Origin of the sequence: Novosphingobium sp. KCTC 2891, assembly GCF_025938155.1 — a bacterium.
Taxonomy (GTDB): domain Bacteria; phylum Pseudomonadota; class Alphaproteobacteria; order Sphingomonadales; family Sphingomonadaceae; genus Novosphingobium.
Genome location: NZ_JAPCZG010000014.1, coordinates 48763 through 67822 on the forward strand (window position 1 = coordinate 48763; position 19060 = coordinate 67822).

Annotated in this window: 17 protein-coding genes; 5 read left to right on the plus strand and 12 right to left on the minus strand. The window is 64.6% G+C overall.

The window, feature by feature from the left end; all coding sequences use genetic code 11:
* On the plus strand, window positions 1-978 hold the full coding sequence (locus OLX02_RS18410) for an NADPH:quinone oxidoreductase family protein (RefSeq protein WP_264425197.1): 978 nt from the start codon (window positions 1-3) through the stop codon (window positions 976-978).
* On the opposite strand, the gene OLX02_RS18415 is transcribed toward OLX02_RS18410, so the two are convergent.
* From OLX02_RS18415 to OLX02_RS18435, 5 genes are all read right to left on the minus strand, one after another.
* Window positions 968-1909 (minus strand): NAD(P)H-dependent flavin oxidoreductase, encoded by a 942-nt coding sequence (locus tag OLX02_RS18415; RefSeq protein ID WP_264425198.1) that lies wholly within the window; start codon window positions 1907-1909, stop codon window positions 968-970. The genes OLX02_RS18410 and OLX02_RS18415 overlap by 11 nt on opposite strands.
* On the minus strand, window positions 1906-3402 hold the full coding sequence (locus OLX02_RS18420) for a class I adenylate-forming enzyme family protein (protein WP_264425199.1): 1497 nt from the start codon (window positions 3400-3402) through the stop codon (window positions 1906-1908). The genes OLX02_RS18415 and OLX02_RS18420 overlap by 4 nt, the downstream gene beginning before the upstream one ends.
* 76 nt (window positions 3403-3478) lie before the next feature.
* Window positions 3479-3766: a hypothetical protein gene (locus OLX02_RS18425; protein WP_264425200.1), complete on the minus strand. Its 288-nt coding sequence runs from the start codon at window positions 3764-3766 to the stop codon at window positions 3479-3481.
* A gap of 71 nt (window positions 3767-3837) precedes the next feature.
* Window positions 3838-4845: an acyl-CoA dehydrogenase family protein gene (locus OLX02_RS18430; protein WP_264425201.1), complete on the minus strand. Its 1008-nt coding sequence runs from the start codon at window positions 4843-4845 to the stop codon at window positions 3838-3840.
* 3 nt (window positions 4846-4848) lie between these two features.
* The gene (locus tag OLX02_RS18435; RefSeq protein ID WP_264425202.1) at window positions 4849-6057 is read right to left on the minus strand and encodes an acyl-CoA dehydrogenase family protein; all 1209 of its coding nucleotides are present in this window, start codon (window positions 6055-6057) and stop codon (window positions 4849-4851) included.
* Between the two features lie 97 nt (window positions 6058-6154).
* Between OLX02_RS18435 and OLX02_RS18440 the strand changes: the two genes are divergently transcribed.
* Complete coding sequence (locus OLX02_RS18440) at window positions 6155-6991, plus strand: thioesterase family protein (protein ID WP_264425203.1); 837 nt, start codon at window positions 6155-6157, stop codon at window positions 6989-6991.
* On the opposite strand, the gene OLX02_RS18445 is transcribed toward OLX02_RS18440, so the two are convergent.
* From OLX02_RS18445 to OLX02_RS18455, 3 genes are read right to left on the minus strand one after another with little or no spacing between them, the layout of a single operon-like run.
* Window positions 6988-7932, minus strand: a complete 945-nt coding sequence (locus OLX02_RS18445) for an alpha/beta hydrolase (protein WP_264425204.1) — start codon at window positions 7930-7932, stop codon at window positions 6988-6990. The two genes, OLX02_RS18440 and OLX02_RS18445, sit on opposite strands and share 4 nt — an antisense overlap.
* On the minus strand, window positions 7925-8737 hold the full coding sequence (locus tag OLX02_RS18450; RefSeq protein ID WP_264425205.1) for an enoyl-CoA hydratase-related protein: 813 nt from the start codon (window positions 8735-8737) through the stop codon (window positions 7925-7927). Before OLX02_RS18450 ends, OLX02_RS18445 begins: the two co-directional genes overlap by 8 nt.
* Window positions 8734-10032 carry a MaoC family dehydratase N-terminal domain-containing protein gene (locus tag OLX02_RS18455; protein WP_264425206.1) on the minus strand — a complete coding sequence of 433 codons (1299 nt, stop codon included), beginning with the start codon at window positions 10030-10032 and terminating at the stop codon, window positions 8734-8736. Before OLX02_RS18455 ends, OLX02_RS18450 begins: the two co-directional genes overlap by 4 nt.
* A gap of 72 nt (window positions 10033-10104) precedes the next feature.
* On the opposite strand from OLX02_RS18455, the gene OLX02_RS18460 reads away from it, so the two are divergent.
* Window positions 10105-11595: a class I adenylate-forming enzyme family protein gene (locus OLX02_RS18460; RefSeq protein WP_264425207.1), complete on the plus strand. Its 1491-nt coding sequence runs from the start codon at window positions 10105-10107 to the stop codon at window positions 11593-11595.
* Window positions 11596-11639: 44 nt separating this feature from the next.
* On the opposite strand, the gene OLX02_RS18465 is transcribed toward OLX02_RS18460, so the two are convergent.
* Genes OLX02_RS18465 through OLX02_RS18480 form a run of 4 tightly spaced genes read right to left on the minus strand, consistent with a single transcriptional unit; the run spans window position 11640 to window position 16337 of the window.
* On the minus strand, window positions 11640-12629 hold the full coding sequence (locus tag OLX02_RS18465; RefSeq protein ID WP_264425208.1) for an aldo/keto reductase: 990 nt from the start codon (window positions 12627-12629) through the stop codon (window positions 11640-11642).
* Complete coding sequence (locus OLX02_RS18470; RefSeq protein ID WP_264425209.1) at window positions 12626-13846, minus strand: acyl-CoA dehydrogenase family protein; 1221 nt, start codon at window positions 13844-13846, stop codon at window positions 12626-12628. Before OLX02_RS18470 ends, OLX02_RS18465 begins: the two co-directional genes overlap by 4 nt.
* Before the next feature lies 1 nt (window position 13847).
* Window positions 13848-14957 carry an acyl-CoA dehydrogenase family protein gene (locus tag OLX02_RS18475; protein WP_264425211.1) on the minus strand — a complete coding sequence of 370 codons (1110 nt, stop codon included), beginning with the start codon at window positions 14955-14957 and terminating at the stop codon, window positions 13848-13850.
* A 9-nt stretch (window positions 14958-14966) separates the two neighbouring features.
* Window positions 14967-16337, minus strand: coding sequence for a phosphotransferase family protein (locus OLX02_RS18480; RefSeq protein ID WP_264425213.1), 1371 nt, complete (start codon window positions 16335-16337; stop codon window positions 14967-14969).
* Window positions 16338-16405: 68 nt separating this feature from the next.
* On the opposite strand from OLX02_RS18480, the gene OLX02_RS18485 reads away from it, so the two are divergent.
* Window positions 16406-17200 carry an enoyl-CoA hydratase/isomerase family protein gene (locus tag OLX02_RS18485; RefSeq protein WP_264425215.1) on the plus strand — a complete coding sequence of 265 codons (795 nt, stop codon included), beginning with the start codon at window positions 16406-16408 and terminating at the stop codon, window positions 17198-17200.
* A gap of 12 nt (window positions 17201-17212) precedes the next feature.
* Complete coding sequence (locus OLX02_RS18490; protein ID WP_264425217.1) at window positions 17213-18718, plus strand: acyl-CoA synthetase; 1506 nt, start codon at window positions 17213-17215, stop codon at window positions 18716-18718.
* Window positions 18719-19060: the final 342 nt, after the last annotated feature.

Consider the following 19060-nt stretch of genomic DNA (forward strand, 5'->3'; position numbering starts at 1 on the left):
ATGCCGCGCGCAGTCCTGGCCGAAGAATTCGGCGACCCCGAGGCATATCAATTGCGCGATTTGCACCACCGTTCTGTGGAGCCGGGCACGGTGCGCATCGCGATCAAGGCTGCGGGGATCAGCTATGTCGATGTGCTGACGGCCCAAGGCCGCTATCAGGTCAAGCCGCCGCTACCTTTTTGCCCAGGCAGCGAAGCGGCTGGGATTGTCCGTGAATTGGGCGAAGGCGTTACCGGGCTGGCCGTAGGCGACGCGGTATCGGTCGGCCATTGGGGCGGGTTGTTTTCGGACGAGGCGGTGCTACCCGCGCACACGGTGCGCCCGATGCCGCCCGGCCTCGACTTCGCCGAAGCGGCGGTATTTCCCGTCAGCTACGCCACGGCGTGGCACGCGCTGGTCGATCGGGGCCAGTTGCGGCTGGGGGAAACGCTGCTGGTACTCGGGGCGGGCGGCGCGACCGGCTACGCGGCGATCCAGACGGGCAAGCACCTTGGCGCTCGCGTGATCGCATCAGCTTCGAGCGAGACCAAACGCGCACTGGCGCTGGCAGGCGGCGCAGATGCGGTGGTCGATGCGCGCGCCGCCGACTGGCGCGAACAGGTAAAAGCCGCCAGCGACGGGCATCCTATCAATGTCGTTTTCGACCCTGTGGGGGGCGATGCCACCGATCCGGCCTTCCGCTGCCTCGGCTGGGGCGGACGGCATCTGGTGGTCGGCTTTCCCGGCGGCATTGCGACATTGCGCACCAACCTGCCGCTGCTCAAAGGTGCCAGCCTGATTGGCGTCGATCTCCGTCAGTTCGGCGCGCGCGAACCCGATAAGGCCGAGGCCAACCGTCAGGCAATTTTTGCACTGGCCACCGCGGGCGTGCTGCGACCTGTCGTAGCCCGGCGCCACACTCTGGACGATTTCCGCGCAGCCATGCGAGATGCGGCGGCCGGAACCAGTGCCGGCCGCATCGTGCTGATCATGGACTGATCGCCCAGCCCTGCTCGATGGCGGCGAGGCGCGTGCGCCACCCCTGTTCAGGGACAAGCGCGGCAAAGTCTCGCCCCAACCCCGCGACCACATCGGCCACCGGCTCGATCCTGTCGATCAGCCCGACACTCTGTCCCGCGCTCCAGATGTCCCGCCAGGGCTTCACGCCGTCGGGCATGGAAGTGCGAACGCTGGGCAGGGTGCGCGGATCAAGCCCGACCTGTTTGATGGAATCCCGCAGCCAATGCGCGGGAATGCCGTTCATCGCGGAGGACGCGACGATGTCATCCACACCGGCTTGCGCGATCATCGCGCGATGTCCGTCCACGACGCCCGATTCAGGAGTCGCGATGAAGCGCGTGCCCATGCAGGCCAGATCGCCGCCGAGCGCCAAGGCCGCCGCCATGCCGCGGGCATCCGCAATTCCGCCCGCCACGATCAGCAGCCCTGCGTAGATCCGGCGCACGGCAGGCACAAATGCCATCGGGGTCAGGAAACCGGTATGTCCGCCCGCCCCCGCGCACGTCAGCAACAGACCGTCGACACCTGCCGCCAGCGCCTTTTCCGCGTGGCGCATGTTGGTGACATCGTGGATCAACCGGCCGCCCCAATCATGAACCCGCCGGACAAGCGCAGCCGGATCGCCGACGCTGGACAACACCAGCGGGACGCGGAACCGGGCCAGTTGATCGAGGCGATGGCTGAAGACCGGATCGTTGCCCCAACGCGAGGGAATGTTGACGATCGGCGGCGCGCCACCAGTGGTGGCCAGTGCGTCGAGATAAGCCGAGAATCCGGCATCGGATGTAGCCGTCCCGCCTTGCCAGCCGCCCATGACGCCCGCCCTGCAACACGCCGAGGCCAGTGGCACGGACGAGGCAAAGCTCATCGGCGCACACATCAGCGGCAGCGCAAGGCGTCCGATCGTCATGCCGCCAGCAGCGTCTTGATCTCGCGTCGCAGAAGCTTTCCCATTTCGTTATAAGGCAGACTGGGCAGGAACCGGACCACTTCGGGCACCCGGCTGGACCGCAGGCGCTGGCGGATCAGGTCCTTCAACTCGTCAACGTCGGGCTGGTCGAAGCCACCACGCACCACCACTGCCAATCCGACCCCCTCGCCCCATTCGAGCGATGGCACGGCCACGGCCGCAACATCGGCGATGGCAGGGTGCGTCAACAGCAGATCCTCGATCTCGCCGGGGGAGATATTTTCGCCGCCGCGCACGATCACGTCATCCGCGCGACCCGCCAGGAACAGGTAGCCGTCCGCGTCCAGGTAGCCCGCATCGCGCGTGGGAAACCAGCCATCCGCGTCAAGCGCGCTGCGTTCCCGGTACTGGCCTGAGACCTGATCGCCGCGCACATAGATTTCGCCCGCCTGCCCTGCCGACAGCACCCGGCCTTCCTCGTCGCGGATTTCCAGTTCAATGGTCGGCAAGGGAATGCCGACCGACGCCAGCCGGGCCCGCACCACCGGATCATCCGAGCCATGCGCCGCGCGATGCTCGTCCGGGCCGAGCAGCGCGATGGTCGAACTTGTCTCGGTCAAGCCATAGGCATTGGTGAAGCCAGCATCGGGGAACAGGTCGAGCGCGCGATGGATCAGTTCCAGTGGCATCTTGCCGCCGCCGTAGGCAATCGATCGCAAGCTGGCGACGTTGCCGTGCACGCCCTTGTCGATGGCGTGGATGATGCGGCCCAGCATGGTCGGAACAACGAAGGCATTGGTGACGCCTTCGGCATCGACCAGCCGCAGCCAGACATCGGGCGAGAACGCGGGCAGCATCACGATCCGGCGCTGGGCGTAGATCGACGAAGCCACGGCCGCGATCCCGGCGATGTGATAGGGGGGAACCGAGACCAGCGCCGCCTCGCTATCGTCGGCGCTGGCGAATTCGACGGTGCCGAGGATGTAGGATACCAGGTTGGCGTGTTGCAGGATCGCTGCCTTGGGCGCGGCAGTCGTGCCACTGGTGAACAGCTGGATCGCGATACCCAGCCCGGGATCGTATTCCTCCGCGCCGGTCACGACCGCTTCCTGCACCGCCAGCGTGAAGGCGCTGCGCGAATAGACCACATGGCTGCTGGTGACATCGAGCCGGTGGACGCGATCGCTGTCCCCAATCACCAGCGCCGGACTGATCCGCGCCAGCAGCGAGCCCAGATCAACATCGGCGAGGCGATAATTGAGCGGGCAATAGGGAACGCCCGCGAGCGCCGCGCCGAACATGCCAATCACGCTCGCCTCGCTCGATTCATCAAGCAGCGCCACGAACTCGGCCTTGCTGTCGCGGATCAGCGCACAGGCGCCGCGCGCCGCGGCCAGCAGTTCCGCATACGTCCATCGCTGGCCATCGCACACCAGCGCGACGCGATCACCGGCAGCATCCGCCGCCATTTCCAGAAGAAGCGCAATATTCATGGCAACAGGCTGTCTCGGAACGAAGGGAACACCAGCAGGGTCAGCAGGGTCAGCAGGGTCAGCAGGGTCGCAAAGGTCAGTCGGATGCGGGAAGCGGCTTGGCTTCCTTCAGCAGCAGCGCCACGCCATCAAGCGCCAGCGTACCCTTGCCCGGCTTGACACAGAGCAGTTCGACGGTGCCTGCGGCGTCGGTGTAGCGCTTGCCCATCACCGTGCCGCCGGCGAAGGCCGGGTCGATTTCGACCGTCGCGCCACTGCCCTCGCCCAAAGGCGCACCGCCGCACTGGAGCGTGCCTGCGGCATAGCGGATCACCACCACTTCGCTGTCACAAGTGCTGCTTTTCAAGCGCGAACCGGGTTTCATCACATCTCTCCTGACATTTCAGCGTTCTAATTTGTCGCCAACACTACTTTGATGCCGTTAGCGGCGGCAAGTCACCATCCGGCCAGCCTGGCCGCGCGTGCACGATGTTGCGCCGGACTGCCCAGCCACGCACGGTTAAGCACCGACCGACGGAACCAGTAGTTGAGGCCATACTCCCAAGTATAGCCAATGCCCCCGTGCGCTGCGATCGCCGCACGGGTGGTGCGCGTGTATACTTCGCACAGATGTGCCTTGGCCATTGCAGCGGCGCGGCTGGAATCGGGCAATTCCGCATCCCAGGCATAGGCCGCATACCACACCAACGCGCGCGCCGGTTCGACCTCCAGCGCCATCTGCGCCAGTTGGTGCTTGAGCCCCTGAAAGCGGCCAATTGGCTGGCCGAACTGTTCGCGGGTCTTGGCATAGTCGACCGACAAATCGGTGCAATGCTGCGCGCCGCCCAGGCAATCCGCCGCGATCAGCACCAGCGCCGCATCGCGCAGGCGCTGCACCATCGGGTGCCCCGCCGCGAACAGCGGGTAGACGGCTGGGGCCGCAAACGTGACCCGCGATACCGGCCGGCTGCGATCGGTGGCCGTCACCGGTTCGATCGCAACGCCCTCGCCCGCCTGCGCCAGATGAAGGCCGCCTGCGCCATCGTCGCACAGGAACAGGTGCGCCGAACGGGCGCATTGCACCAGTGCCCCGTCGAGCGCGAGCGTGACCACTGTTTCGCCGCTGGCGATACCTGCGAGCAGGCCGCGCGTCCGGGGATCGGTGCACCGGGCCACGGCAAGCGCGGCGATGATCTGGCCGATCAGTGGCCCCGGTGCGGCGGCCCCACCTGCAACTTCGCACACCAGCGCGGCTTCGAGCAGGCCCAGCCCGGCCCCGCCATCGCTTTCCGCGAGCGCCAGTCCGCCAAGGCCCAGCGTCATCATCGCCTGCCAGCTTGCCGCATCGAAATCGGCGTCGCCATCAGCCAGCGCATGCAGGCGTTCGACGCCCCAGCAATCGGACAGCGTACCGCGCACGGCATCCTGAATGGCAACCTGTTCGGATGAAAGGTGAAAGCGCATGGCTTACTTCTCCCCGCCCATCGCCAGGTCGCGCGGCAACCCGAGGCCGCGTTCGCCGATAATGTTGCGCTGGATATTGGAGGCGCCGCCTGCAATCGAATTGCCGAGGCTGCCCATGATCTGGTCTAGCCATTTGTTCGGCCCGCGCGGACCACGAGGGCCACGCCCGCCGCTGCCCTCGGGCTCGACCAGAGCGTGCTCGCCGATCAGGTCCTGCGCGAGCAGCGCGATGTCGTGGCCGATCTCGGTCAGCAGCAATTTCATCATCAGTTGAACCGGCCCCGCGTCATCGCCTGCCGCCGCGCAGGAAAACAGGCGGAAGCTGGTGTAGCGGTGTGACAGCACGCGCCCTTCGATTTCGGCCAGACGGTCGCGCACGAGCGGATCGTCGATGCGCCCCGTCTCGCGCGCGAGGTCCACCAGCTTGGCGAACTGACTGCCCAGCCCATCGGCGCTGCCGATGCTAGCGCGTTCGTGCTTGAGCGTGGTGCGACTGACATACCAGCCCTGCCCGCGTTCACCGACCTGCCAGCCGACCGGCGCTTCGGCATTGTCAAAGAAGAATTCACAGAACGTGTGCGCCCCGCCCTCGCCGGTCATCTGGCGGATCGGTCGGCGGGTCACGCCCGGCTGGTCCAGATCCATCAGCAGATACGTGATGCCATCGTGCTTGGCCGCATCAGGCTCGGTGCGCACGAGCATGAACATGTGCGTGGATTGCATGCCCTGGCTGGTCCAGATCTTCTGGCCGTTGACGATCCACTTGGCTCCATCGGCAGACAGTTCCGCGCGAGTGCGCACAGAGGCAAGGTCGCTGCCCGAGCCCGGCTCGGAATAGCCCTGGCCCCAGATGTAATCGCCCTCGATGGTCTTGCGGATAAAGAGTTCGCGCTGCTCCTCGGTGCCGCGTTCGAGCAGCGTGGGCACGGTCATGTTCACGCCGTTGCCCCCCACTTCCATCGGCGCGCGGGCCCGGCCGAACTCCTCTCGGATCACTTGTGCACGAATGACGTCTACTGGCTGCTCCGACCCGCCATAGCGCCTGGGCACCGAACGGTAGAGGTAGCCGCGATCGATCGCCTGGCGGCGGAAGTCGCGAATGAAATCCTTCAACGCGCCGCCGCGTCGGTCACCGGGCTGCCAGTGACTGCCCAGAAAGCCCTGCACGTCCTTGCGGAACGCTTCGGCAGCTTCGCCATAACTCAGGTCCATCGAAAAATCGTTCCCCCGGGACGGTGCTTGCGGTTATGGGCTTTGCATGCCCCACATATATCACTAAGTCAACTATGTAACACGATGAGGAGCAGGCATGAACGAGGCACCGAAACATCCCTGGCCACCCCGCTACTACGAGGCCGAAGTGGACCCCGAAACCGGGGACTCCGTGTTCGCGCCGGTTGGTCTGGCTCGCAGTCCGTGGGATCCGCGCGCGATTGCGGGCGGCCCGATCAGCGCCTTGCTGGCGAGCGCGGCCGAAAATGCCGAGCTTGACGAAGAGTTCGAGATCGCGCGGTTTCAGGTCGACATCTTCGGCAAAGTGCCGTTCCAGCCGCTCAGCGTGGCCACGCACGTCCTGCGGCAGGGCCGCCAGACCGGCCTGCATCGGCTGGTCCTGATGGCAGGGGGCAAGCCCGTGGCGCAGGCGCATGTGCTGCGGGTGCGGCGGTTGGACACGCCTACCTTTCCAGTCGCGTACGATTACCCGCCCCCGGACAGCCTGCCGATCGAAGATGGTCCGTCCGCTGCGCGCATGGCCGGAGCGATCACTATGCGCCGGATTGAGGGGGGCCCCGGCATTCCCGGGCGTGGCGTGTGCTGGCTGGCGATGAACGGACAGGTGATCGGCGGAATCACGCCGTCGCCGTTCGTGAAAGCGTGCCTATTCGCGGATTTCGGCAACGGCTTCGGCAATGCCACCCCTTCGCACGAATGGTCGTTCGCCAATCTCGACATCACGCTGCAATTCCTGCGGATGCCGGTGGGGGATTGGTTCCTGATCGATGCCCAAACGCACATGGCGGGCAACGGCCACGGCACCGCCAGCAATACTTTCGCCGACGCGCATGGTGTATATGCGCGCGGCTTCCAGACCATCTTCGTCGCTCCGGGCCACACCCCGCCCAGCGTGCCGCAAGCGCCCCGCTAGGCGCGCGCGGCCCGCTCGCGGACCCAGCAGTCGATCCGCTCATACATTTCGAGCCGGGTTTCGGCGAAGTTCTGGCAGTGCCCCGATCGAGGCAGGATGTGCAGCGTGATATCCCGGCTGGCGCGATAGAAGCCCGGCTCTGCGTGCGGATCGGGCGAGACGTCGCGCTCGCCCAGGTTGATGTAGACCGGCACGTCGATCCGCGCCGCATCCTCGCGCACGATGCCTTCCGTGATTGCCTGGGTGCTCAGCACATAGGGCACCTCGACCAGCAGGCTGTCGTCGACCGCGATCACGTCATCGGGCACATCGTCCCAGTGGAAGGTCGAGCGCAGGAATGTCCGGTCACGTTTGGCGTAATCGGGGCTGGTGAGATCGAGCGGTCCGGGATGCGCACTCACGCTGGCGCCGCCGATCGTCAAGTGGACGCCGAAGGCCGTATAGCCCAGAATCAGGCATAGATCGTAGGTCTGGTGCGCGGCCTGCTGGGTGATCGTCTGGAACGCCCCCATCGAGTGTCCGCCGCCGACCTTGCAGAAATCGGGCATGGCCGGAATACCCGGTGCGAGCGATCCCTCGGCCAGCCGGCGATAGACCTCGCTGACCGCAGCATGGTTGGCTGCTGCTGCAATCTCGCGCGTAACCAACATCTGGTCCTTTGCGCGGTCGCTTGCCCCGATCCCCAGATGATCTGGCAGGATGACGACATGGCCCCGGGCACGCAAATACTCAGCTAGCGAATAGTCCTCGCGCCCGGGAACAATGAAATGAAAATAGCGTCGATCGTAGGTTCCTCCGTTCAACAGCGTAATGACCGTAGGATTTTCTGACAACTTATCAGGCAGGAATACCCATAGCCCAATGTGCAGCGGTTTCCCTTCGGTCACCGCGCGTGGAAGGGCCTGCGAAACGTCAATGGTCAATTCGACTGGATCAGTCATTCCTAATTTCCTTCGCCTTGTTCGCCTCGCGCCAGATCAGTGCGGTCGCCTGCGTCGACAGCCCCATGTTGAGCGCCTCGGTATCGAGCGCAGCCTCGAATGCCCAATCCTCGGCATTGTTGAGGTTTTGCTTCATGTAGCGGAACCCCATGCGCGGGCCATCGGCCAGCCGGTGCGCCGCCTTGAGCGTTTCGGCGCGCAGCACCTCGTCGTCGAACAGCCGGGTGTACAGCCCCTTGGCGAAGGCCTCCTCGCCGGTCAGCTTTTCGCCCAGCAGGAACAGTTCGCGCGCCACGCCGGTACCGACGATCTTGGTCCAGAACCAGGTCGAGCCGAAATCCCCGCTGCCGCCAATCTTGTCGAAGGCGGAGAGAAAGGTCGCCGACCGACCGGCAAAGCGCAAGTCGCAGGCGCCCGCGATGCCGATCCCCGCACCAGCCACCGGGCCGTTGACCATGGCGATCGTCGGCTTGCCCATTTCGTGCAGCAGTCGCGCGGTCTCCATGAAACCGCGCAATCGGGCGAAGCTCTGCTCGGCCCGGCTGCCGTCGTCGCGGTTGGCGGGGACGACTGCCTTGTCGCCGCCGCCTTCCTTGAGGTCGCCGCCCGCGCAAAAGCCCCGGCCCGCCCCGGTCACGACCACGCAGCCGACCGAGCTGTCGCGCGCGGCGTCGGCGCAGGCGTCGGCCAGCGGCGCCATGATCGAGCCGGTCAGGGCATTGAGGCGCTCGGGCCGGTTGAGGGTGATGATGCGAACACCACCCTCGTTTGCGATCAGGACTTCCCCGGTGATTTCCGTGCTCACTTGCCCCCCAGTTCCCAATGGCGCGCCATCATCTGCGCGGCTTTCTGCGCAAGGTCACGCGGCACGTCCTGGTACATCGGCAGCGGGTTGGCCTTCGACGGCAGGGCGATGGTCGCGGTCGCGCGCACCGATTCCTCACCGCGCTGGTTGACGAACTTGACCGCCACGTCGACCACATCCTGACCGTCCTGCTGGCGCTTGGCGAGCACTTCGCCGGTCACCGTCTGAACGTCGCCCATGTAGTTGAACTTGCGGATCTCGTCGTGGACGTGGAGGATCACCGCGTCGTCGCCGCACCAGTCGCTGAGATACTGGAACAGGTAGTTCTCGCGCATTACCCCATAGTCGTAGGCCATCGGGTTGCCGATTGCCTGCGCCCACTTCGGATCCCAGTGCAGCCGCTGCGCGACGTCGGGGATGCCCTGCTCGTTCTTGACGTAGAAGGCGGGGATGCGCTGGCGATTCTTGTGCGCAAGGCGGTTGGCGGTCGGCGCATAAGGCACGAAGCCGTAGCCGCCAGCGTGGAAGCAGATCACGTCGGTCACGGTCAGCGGCCCCTTGGCCTGCGTGCCCAGCGAATGGCCGGTTTCCACGTCCTCGAACCAACGCTTGTTTGCACCCTGCACCTTCTCGGCAGCATAGATCGCCTCGACCGCGGCGAATTCCTCGTCGGTATAGGTCGCTGCCGGGATCGACAGGTTCTTGCCCTTCTTGGCGGCGGTCTTGCGCTCGGTCAGCACGCGCAGGATGCGATAAACCGCCACAACTTCGCCGCGCTGGTTGACCTTGACGTCGCGGCGCACCGAGATGACCGACTTGCCGGCGAATTCCGACTGCTTGACCTCGCACGTCTCATCGCCGTTGAAGCTGTAGATCGTGTCACCGGGCCGCACCGGACGGTAGAAGTCCCAGGTCGAGCCCGAGACGAACACGTGAATGCCCTTAAACAGCGACTTGCGCAGCGCCTTGATCTCGTCGGGCACTGGGTCACCCAGCATCGGCCGGTTGATCTGGCCAGTCATCATGCCCGGCGCAATAACCCCGCCCCAGCGGGTCTTGCGCGCATAATCCGGGTCGGTGAACAGCGGATTGTCGTCACCGCAGCCATGCGCGAAATTGCGGATGTTGTCCTCGGTCGCGGTCTGGATGTACTCGCGAGTCTTGGCCGCCTGATCGAAACCCAGCAGCTTGCGCTGGCGCTCGATATCCTCGTCCGTGATCGCATAATCGACGGCTTTGCGCCATTCATCGCTCTCGAGGATATCCGCCTTGGCGGGGGTGGTGACGTCCGACATCGCATTCTCTCCTTGATCTGAGTTGTATAACTAGGTAATAGAACCCGGAGAGCTAAGCAAGGAATTTTGAGAATGACGGAGGTTCGGCGGATCAGCGATGCGCTCAAGGTGCGGGCGCTGCACCAGCGCGACGAGATCGCCCACGACGGGATCAACCGGAAAATCACCTACGCGCAATGGGATAGCGAGGCAGACGCAATTGGCGGCGGGCTCGCCGCTGCCGGCCTTCAGCCAGGCGACAGGGTTTTCCTGCCGATCAGCAATGCCCATGCCGTCGAAATGGCGATCGCGGTATTCGCGGTGTTCCGCGCAGGCGGCATCGTCTGCCCTATCAACACACGCCTCACCCATCGCGAAATCACCGACTTCGCCGCGCTGACCACCCCGCGCTGGTGCATCACCGACGTGCCCGACGTGGTCGCAGGGCTGGACCTCGCCGGCTGCTGGACGGTCGATGCGATGCCGCGCGACCTGTCCGCGTTGCCCGATCAGTCAGCGCTCGATCCGCTCGCCGATGCGGAAATCCTTGGCACCAGCGGCACGACCGGCAAGATCAAGGGGGTGGTCGTCACCCACCCCGACCTGATGAAAGGCGTCACCGGTACCAACCTCGACCGCTCACGCTCGACGTTGAGCGCGCTGCCGCTGACCGGATCAGGCGGCAACCTCGGCATCGTCATGCTGCCCGCACGCGGCGGGGCGACCGCGATCACCCAGCCGAAATTTGACCCCAAGGGATTCCTCGACCTCGTGCGCGAAAAGCGGCCGAACCTGGTCTATCTGGTGCCCTCGATGCTGCGACTGATCCTCGATCATCCCGATGTCGCGGACTACGACTTCGCCGGGGTCAAGTACCTGATGACCGGCACCGCGCCGCTGCCTCACGATTCGGTCAAGCGCGCGCTGGACTTGTGGCCGCACGTGCGGATGCGCAACAGCTACGGCATGTCCGAAGGCGGCATCGGCATCGGGACGACCACGCAGGAACAAGTGCTCAAGCCCGGCTGCGTCGGCAAGTTGCCCGAGCATATGCAGTTGCGCGACGAACAGGGCGCGATCATCAGCCAGCCGGGCGTCGTCGGCGAAATCTATGGCTATCAGAACCATCCCCGTCGCTATTGGAACGATCCGGAGGCGACGGCAGCCAGCTTCATCGGTGGCTGGACCCGCACGGGCGACCTTGGCTACGTCGATGCGGAGGGTGACCTGATCATGGCCGGCCGGTCGAAAGAATTGATCATCCGTGGGGGCTACAACATCACCCCGCTGGAGATCGAGACCGCGCTGCATCTGCACCCGGCGGTGCAACAGGCGGCCGTGGTCGGCATCGAACACGACGTGTTGGGCGAAGACATCGCCGCTGCTGTCACCTTACGCCCCGGCAAGGTTGCGACCGAGGCCGAAATCATCGAATTCTGCCGCCAGCATCTGGCCGACAACAAGGTGCCCCGCACTTTGCTGATCCTGCCGGATATGCCGCTCAACCCCAATGGCAAGATCCTGAAGAAGGAACTGGTGGCTCCCCTGGCCGCCGCCGCCAAGGCGCGCCGCAAGGCGGCCTGACGGCGGGCAGCCCGAGGGGTCCCAAACCTGATCGGGTTGGGACCCTAGGCGTGCCCTAAGACGGGATGAGGCACGTACGCCTTTTCCAGAGTGGCGATTTCATCGGCGTCGAGCGTAAGGTCAAGCGCAGCAAGCGCATCGTCCAACTGCGCCAGCCGGGTCACGCCAATGATGGGGGCGGTCACGTCCGGCTTTGCAAGCACCCAGGCAAGCGCAACTTGCGCCATTGGTACGCCTCGCGCCGCAGCAAGGGCCGCCACCGCTTCCACGACCTGCTGATCGCTGGCTTGTGTGCGAGCATAAAGCATCGCGCCGAACCGGTCGCTGGAAGACCGTTGCGTTTCCTCACCCCACGGCCGGGTCAGCCGCCCACGCGCCAGCGGGCTCCAGGGGATGACACCAATTCCCGCATCGCGGCATAGCGGCAGCATCTCGCGCTCTTCTTCGCGATACAGCAGGTTGAGATGGTTCTGCATCGACACGAACCGCGCCCATCCGTTCCGCTCCGACAAGCAGAGCGCCTTCTGGAACTGCCATGCGTGCATCGATGATGCGCCGATGTAGCGCGCTTTGCCGGCCCGGACGATATCATTGAGCGTTTCGAGCGTTTCCTCGATCGGTGTCTCGTTGTCCCAACGATGGATCTGATACAGGTCGATGGTGTCGATACCCAGGCGCCGCAGACTATCGTCGACCGCCTGCAGCAAGGCCTTGCGTGAAAGTCCGCCCTGGTTCGGCCCCTTGCCCCATGCCCCCCACGCCTTGGTAGCGATGACGATCTCATCGCGCCGGGCAAAGTCGCGCAGCGCCCGCCCGGTGATCTCCTCCGAAGCCCCGTCTGCATAGACATTGGCCGTATCGAAGAAATTGATTCCGGCATCCAGCGCCCGGCGGATGATGGCACGGCTGGCGTCCTCGTCCAGCACCCATGGATGTGCACCCGTCCCCGGCTCGCCGAAGCTCATGCAGCCCAGACACAGGCGTGAAACGGTGAGGCCGGTGCTTCCCAGCCGGCGGAGGGGAACGCCGCTCATCGCAGTTGCTCGAACGGCACGTTCTTGTCCATGCGAACTTCGCCGGGCATACCCAGCACGCGTTCGGCAATCTGGTTGCGCAACACTTCATCGGCCCCGCCCGCGATGCGCATCACGGTGGAGTAGATATAGTCGTATTGCAGTTCGGACGTCGCCGTGTCGGCGGGGTCGGCGGCGATGGCATCAAGGCCGCGCAGTTCCATGCCCAGCCCCAACGCGCGCTGTTGCCGTCCTGCGTAGGCCAGCTTGATCATGCCCGCCAGCGCACCCGGATTTTCGCCCTTCGAAACCATCGTGCGCAGCCGCGCCTGAAAGAAGCGCTCGCCCTGTTCTTCGGCCAGCGCGTCGGCCAGCGCCAATCGCACCGCGCAATCGTCGGCCATGGTGCCGCCATCGCCATCGGGCGTCCGACCAGCCAGCGCCAGCAACGGCTCCACCCCGCTGCGGTGCGCGCCCGAACCCAGCCGCTCGCCCATCAGCACGGTCATGCAACAGGCCCAGCCCTCGCCCACCGCACCAAGGCGGTTGGCATCAGGGATGCGCACATCGGTCAGGAACGTCTCGTTGAATTCGCTCATGCCGGAAATCTGGCGGATTGGGCGGGTTTCGATGCCCGGCGTGCTCATGTCGACGACGAAGAACGTCAGCCCCTTGTGCTTGGGCACCGTCGGGTCGGTGCGCACGACCAGAATGCCCCAATCGGTCAGGTGCGCCCAACTCGACCAGACCTTCTGACCATTGACGATCCAGTCACCCGAACCATCGTCGGCTTGCACCGCACGGGTGCGCAGCGCCGCCAGATCGGACCCTGCGGCGGGTTCCGAGAACAACTGGCACCACGTCACGTCGCCCTTCAGCGTGGGCGCGATGAAGCGTTCGCGCTGCTCGTCAGTGCCGTGGCGGGCGATCACCGGCAACGCCATGCCGGTGCCGATCGAGGTGAACGGGCCCTTGGGCAGATTGTACCGCGCCTCCTCTTCGGCAAAGATCACCGCCTCGATCCCGGACAGGCCGCGGCCGCCCAACGCTTTGGGGAACGTCAGGCCTGCCCAGCCGCCATCGTGCAATTCACGCATCCAGGCACGGCCGCGCGCGGCTTCCTCGGTATCGGCCATCTTGATCCCGACCGGCAGGACGTGTGCCGGGGCATGTGCAGCCAGCCAGGCCTGCGCCTGCGCGCGGAAAGCGGCTTCTGCGGGAGAGTCATTGAAATCCATGTCAGGCCGCCTTTCCCTGGGATTGCGAACACGTATCGACCGTGGCGCTGTGCGCATCGAGCAGCCGCCCGGCCCAGAAGCCGCGATTGCCCACGATCACTGCGAGCATCCGTTCGCGGCGGTAATAGAAGTGGCAGTTGGCCTCGAACGTGTAGCCGATGCCGCCATGAACTTGCAGGTTCTCGCGCGCTGCCAGTTCGAAAGCCTTGATCGCGGTCAGCCGCGCGGCAGCCGCTGCGCCCGGCAAATCGTGCGGCGAAGCCTGCGCCGCCCAGCCAGCGAAATAGGCATTCGAGCGCGCCAGTTCGATCGCCACCGCCACGTCGGCCAGCTTGTGCTTGATCGCCTGGTAACCCGCGAGCGGGCGCCCGAACATCTGGCGCTCCATGGTATAGGCAACGCCCATCTGCAAACACGCCTCGGCTCCGCCCACCGCCTCGAACGCGGCCTGCACCGCCGCGCGATCGAACAGCGTGGGCAGCACGCCCCCGCCAGGTAGCGGCTCGGCGACGGCATCGTTAAAATCGATGCGGTAGTGCGCGCGCAACTGATCGAAACTGTCCAGCCGCGTGCGGGTCACACCGGGTTGGTCCAGCCGGATCAGCGCGAGGCCATCGCCCACCTGCACCACCGCCAGGCTGGCGATGCCTGCATCGGCCACCGGCTGCTTGGTGCCATTGAGCTTGCCCCCAACCAAAGCAACGCCCTGGCCCAGCATCGGCCCCGGCCCTTCGGCACTGGCGAAGCAGGCGATCACATCGCCGCTGGCCAGTTGCGGCAACCATTCCGCCTTCTGCGTTTCGGTCCCGGCGAGCCGGATGGCATCGGCGGCCAGCACGATTGAGGAAAAGAACGGCACCGAGGCGTTTACCCGGCCCAGTTCCTGCTGGATAACGCCAAGGTCGAGCTCGGTCATGCCTAGCCCGCCGAAGTCCTCCGGGATGGCTGCGCCGGTAAAGCCCATACTGGCGATTTCGCGCCAAAGCGGCTCGTCCCATTCGGCCCCGGCGTCAATGAGCTGGCGCAGGCGGTCGAACGGGGTGCGTTCGGCCAGCAGCCCGCGCGCCTGTTCGGCCAGCATCTTCTGTTCGTCGGAAAGGTCGAAATCCATGTCGCGTCCTCAATCGGCAATCGGTTCATACCAAGTAGTGGCCAGCGCCCCCATGGCTTCGGCCATGATCGCGGTCTCGCGCACCGTGCGGTTGTGGCAAACTTGCAGGGCAGCGGCGAAGTCCACCGTGTTGGCGGCGATCATTCGCGCCAGAGCGGTCCTCGCAGCGGCGAGATCGGGCCCTGCGTCAGGTGCCAGAGCGCGAATGTCAGAGAGTTCGTCAGCATCGAACGCTGCGCCGTGGCTTGCCCGCATGCGCCAGAACTTGACCAGCCGCGCAAGCTCCTTGGCCTTGGCCCCGGCCCGCTGGTTTGCTGCAGCAGCAGGCACGATATCGGTCTTGAGGTCATCGAGCGCGGAAGCAAAATAGCGATCCGTCCAGTCCGGCGCACCGGCAGGCAACGTCGGATCGGCTAGCGCAATTCCGGCCAGTTCGGCAACTGCGCGCACCATCACTCGCCGATGCATCGTGCCGAACAGCAACGCCGTGCCCGTGGCGCCAACCTGCGATCCCGGCGCATTGGCCATCACGGCCGAAGGCACTGAGAACGACACCTGGAAGTAGAGGCGGTGGAACTTGACCCGAGCAACGTCGACCGGCGCACCGCTTGCTTGCGCATAGGTGGCAAAGACTTCGCGCATGGGCACGAAGGGCTGGATCAGGCTGCGCACCCAGATTTGCGCCAGGTCCTCCATCGGATCGCCCAGATGAGACAGTTCCCAATCGACCAGCGCCGCTACGCGGTCGTCCGTGAACAGAAAGTTGCCCGGCCCGGCATCGCCATGCAGCACCAACGCCGGGCCCCGGTCTTCCGGCACATTTCGCGCCAGCCATGTCAGGGCGATCTGAAGGACCGGATCAGCCCCGGCGGCCAGATTGTCGCGTTGCCATGCCGCCAGGTTATGACGGATCCGCGCCGATGGCGGCTCAGTCGCATCGCCCAGCGCCGCAAACGCCGGATCGCGAGCATCCAGCCGATGCAGGCCCGCAAGCTGGCGCACGAAATCGCGCGCCAATGCAGACTTGTCGGTCGCGGCGGCAAAGCGATCGCTGCCCGGGACGAATTCGCTCAGCAGCGCTAGATGCGAAGGGAAGGCGGCGACAAGCGGCGCCACCTTCACCCCCGCGCCGCGAAACGGGCCAGAGAGGGCGGCCAATATCGCGGTTTCCCGTTCAAAGAATGCCAAGCGCGAGGAATCGCCAGCCCTGGCGTCCCACGCCAGGTAGCAGCGGCGTTCGACACCAGCGGCATCCCGCAAGGTCACTTCGGCACCCTGCCGCGACGCACCGCCACCACCGCGCGCCTGTTCGGCGGCGATGACACAGCCGGTGCGCTGCTCTACCTGTGAGCGCAGGTCCGGGGGAATTGCGCTTGCCATCAATCCTCTCACTTGTATAACTACGTTACATACCACTCATGAACACGTCGCACGCGGGAGAGTCAAGCGTGAGCTACAAAACCATACTTTTCGATGTGGCCGATCACGTAGCCACGATCACCATCAACCGGCCCGAGGCAATGAACAGCTTCAACCGCCTGATGATGGATGAATTTGCCCAGGTTTGGCACGAAATTTCCTGGAACGACGATGTTCACGTAGCGATCCTGCGCGCCGCTCCCGGCCGCGCTTTCTGCACCGGGGCCGACGTCAAGGGTGGTGAAGATGGCCCGGTCGTGGATCTGGACAACATCTGGCACTGCGAAGACCCCGGCGACAAGCTGGGGCCAAAGTCGCAACACTGCTGGAAACCGGTCATCGCGGCCGTTCACGGCATGGCTGCCGGCGGCGCGTTCTACTGGCTGAACGAAGCCGACATCATCATCGCATCCGAAGAAGCCACCTTCTTCGATCCACACGTGACTTATGGCATGACCAGTGCACTCGAGCCGATTGGCATGACCTACAAGATGCCGCTGGCCGACGTATTGCGGATGGTGCTGCTCGGCAATGACGAGCGGATGAGCGCTGAATATGCAAAGTCGATCGGCCTGGTCAGTGAGGTGCTGCCGCTCGAGGACCTCTGGTCCCGCGCGCACGAACTGGCCGTGCAGATTGCTGCCAAACCACCCGCAGCGATCCAGGGTTCGATCAAGGCGATCTGGACCAGCCTGGACATGCCCCGCTCAGTGGCGCTGGCCAATGCGCTCAAATTCCCTCAAATCGGCAACCCTGTGGGCGTGCCGCAGGTGGATCGCGCTGCCCTGATGGCCGACAAGGCCAAGAAGTTTTCCTTGCGCTGAGAAGGACATTCAATGTCCCATCCCCGGCATCATGCCCGCGCCCAGCCCGAACGCCCCGCCCTCATCATGACAGATGGTTCGCGCGGTCTCACGTACGCCGAACTGGAAGACCGAGCCAACCAGGGGGCATGGCTGTTGCGAAAGTTGGGAGTAGAACGCGGTGATACCGTGGCGTTCTGGCTGCCCAACTGCGCCGAAGTGTTCGAAATATATTGGGCGGCCCAACGCTGTGGAGCCTATGTCACCCCGATCGCGACGTCCTTGACCGCGCCGGAAGCGGAATACATTCTTGCAAATTCGCAGGCAAAAGTTCTGGTCGCGTCGCCGGAGCTACGCGGCCTAGCTGCCTTGGCACCAGATCCCTTGCTGGCGATCCTGTCGCCTCAGGAATGGGCCGATGCGCTGGACCGCCAGCCCTCCGAACATATCCTGGATGAATCCCCGGGCTTCCACATGGTTTATTCAAGCGGGACGACCGGCAAGCCTAAGGGGGTGCGGCTGCCGCTACCCGAAGGTGGTGTCACCGATCCCCATCAGATCGCCACCCTACTCGCAGGCCGATACGGTATTGGTCCGAACGACGTCTATCTCTCGCCCGCCCCGCTCTACCATACCGCTCCGCTAGCCTATACGACGGGCTGCCACAGGCTCGGGGCGACAGTGGTGCAGATGCCCAGATTCGAGCCGGAAGCGGCACTCGGCGCTATTGAGCAACACGAGGTGACGTTGGTGCAAATGGTGCCGACGATGTTTTCCCGCCTACTCAGACTGCCCGAGGCCGTTCGTACCGCTTATGACTTGGCATCGCTCCGACTGGTAATCCACGCAGCAGCCCCCTGCCCAATCCCCGTCAAGCACGCAATGATCGACTGGCTCGGCCCGATTCTCTACGAGTACTACGGCGGATCGGAAGGCAATGGCTCGACCGGGATAACGTCGGAGGAATGGCTGCGGAAGCCCGGCTCGGTCGGCCGCGCAACCTGGGGAACACTCCATGTATGTAATGAGGAGGGCGACGAACTCCCACCGGGAGCGACGGGCCTGGTCTATTTCGAGGGCGGCTGGGATTTCCAGTACCTAGGCGATGCAGGCAAAACCCGCGACAGTCGCAATCCCAAGCACCCTGGCTGGTCCTCCCTCGGCGATATCGGCCACGTGGACGCCGAGGGTTACCTGTTCCTCACGGACCGTAAGAGCTACATGATCATTTCTGGCGGCGTGAACATTTACCCGCAAGAAGTCGAAAACCTGCTTGTCACGCATCCGCGCGTCGCCGACGCCGCTGTCATCGGCGTCCCAAATTGCGAATTCGGCGAGGAAGTGAAGGCTGTGGTCCAGCCGCTCGACATGGCCGATGCCACGCCGGAATTTGCCGCAGAACTGATAGACTTCTGCCGCGAGAGACTGTCCTCCATCAAATGTCCGCGATCGGTGGATTTTGATTTGGCACTCCCTCGGGAGGAGAACGGCAAGCTCTACAAGCGCATCATTCGTGAACGCTATTGGCATACCCCCTGAACGATCAACGCGTGACCAGAAAGTGGCCGTCCGCCTGCGCTGTCAGCCTGCCGATGCAAAGGCAGCGACCGAGTTGTCTCTTGGGGCGAAGAACAGTTTTTGCCACCCTCGACAACTCCACGGCCGAAGTGTCGATCGCGTGGCGCCTCGCGGCCATCAACCTATTTTCCTGGCAGAAAGATCGTCAAATGCATATTGTGAATATAAGTTGGTAATTTTTGACGTGACCCCCTGATTTTCCTCCAAGTGTGATTAGAGTCCGGCCCTGATGGAAGGACGGACGATGAAGCGATTGAGGTTCACGGAAGAGCAGATCATTGCGGTGCTGAAGGAAGCCGAGGC

Coding starts and splice junctions, on each gene's coding strand:
- OLX02_RS18410 (WP_264425197.1), top strand. CDS start 1: ATGCCGCGCGCAGTCCTGGCCGAAGAATTCGGCGACCCCGAGGCATAT.
- OLX02_RS18415 (WP_264425198.1), bottom strand. CDS start 1,909: ATGACGATCGGACGCCTTGCGCTGCCGCTGATGTGTGCGCCGATGAGC.
- OLX02_RS18420 (WP_264425199.1), bottom strand. CDS start 3,402: ATGAATATTGCGCTTCTTCTGGAAATGGCGGCGGATGCTGCCGGTGAT.
- OLX02_RS18425 (WP_264425200.1), bottom strand. CDS start 3,766: ATGAAACCCGGTTCGCGCTTGAAAAGCAGCACTTGTGACAGCGAAGTG.
- OLX02_RS18430 (WP_264425201.1), bottom strand. CDS start 4,845: ATGCGCTTTCACCTTTCATCCGAACAGGTTGCCATTCAGGATGCCGTG.
- OLX02_RS18435 (WP_264425202.1), bottom strand. CDS start 6,057: ATGGACCTGAGTTATGGCGAAGCTGCCGAAGCGTTCCGCAAGGACGTG.
- OLX02_RS18440 (WP_264425203.1), top strand. CDS start 6,155: ATGAACGAGGCACCGAAACATCCCTGGCCACCCCGCTACTACGAGGCC.
- OLX02_RS18445 (WP_264425204.1), bottom strand. CDS start 7,932: ATGACTGATCCAGTCGAATTGACCATTGACGTTTCGCAGGCCCTTCCA.
- OLX02_RS18455 (WP_264425206.1), bottom strand. CDS start 10,032: ATGTCGGACGTCACCACCCCCGCCAAGGCGGATATCCTCGAGAGCGAT.
- OLX02_RS18460 (WP_264425207.1), top strand. CDS start 10,105: ATGACGGAGGTTCGGCGGATCAGCGATGCGCTCAAGGTGCGGGCGCTG.
- OLX02_RS18465 (WP_264425208.1), bottom strand. CDS start 12,629: ATGAGCGGCGTTCCCCTCCGCCGGCTGGGAAGCACCGGCCTCACCGTT.
- OLX02_RS18470 (WP_264425209.1), bottom strand. CDS start 13,846: ATGGATTTCAATGACTCTCCCGCAGAAGCCGCTTTCCGCGCGCAGGCG.
- OLX02_RS18475 (WP_264425211.1), bottom strand. CDS start 14,957: ATGGATTTCGACCTTTCCGACGAACAGAAGATGCTGGCCGAACAGGCG.
- OLX02_RS18480 (WP_264425213.1), bottom strand. CDS start 16,337: ATGGCAAGCGCAATTCCCCCGGACCTGCGCTCACAGGTAGAGCAGCGC.
- OLX02_RS18490 (WP_264425217.1), top strand. CDS start 17,213: ATGTCCCATCCCCGGCATCATGCCCGCGCCCAGCCCGAACGCCCCGCC.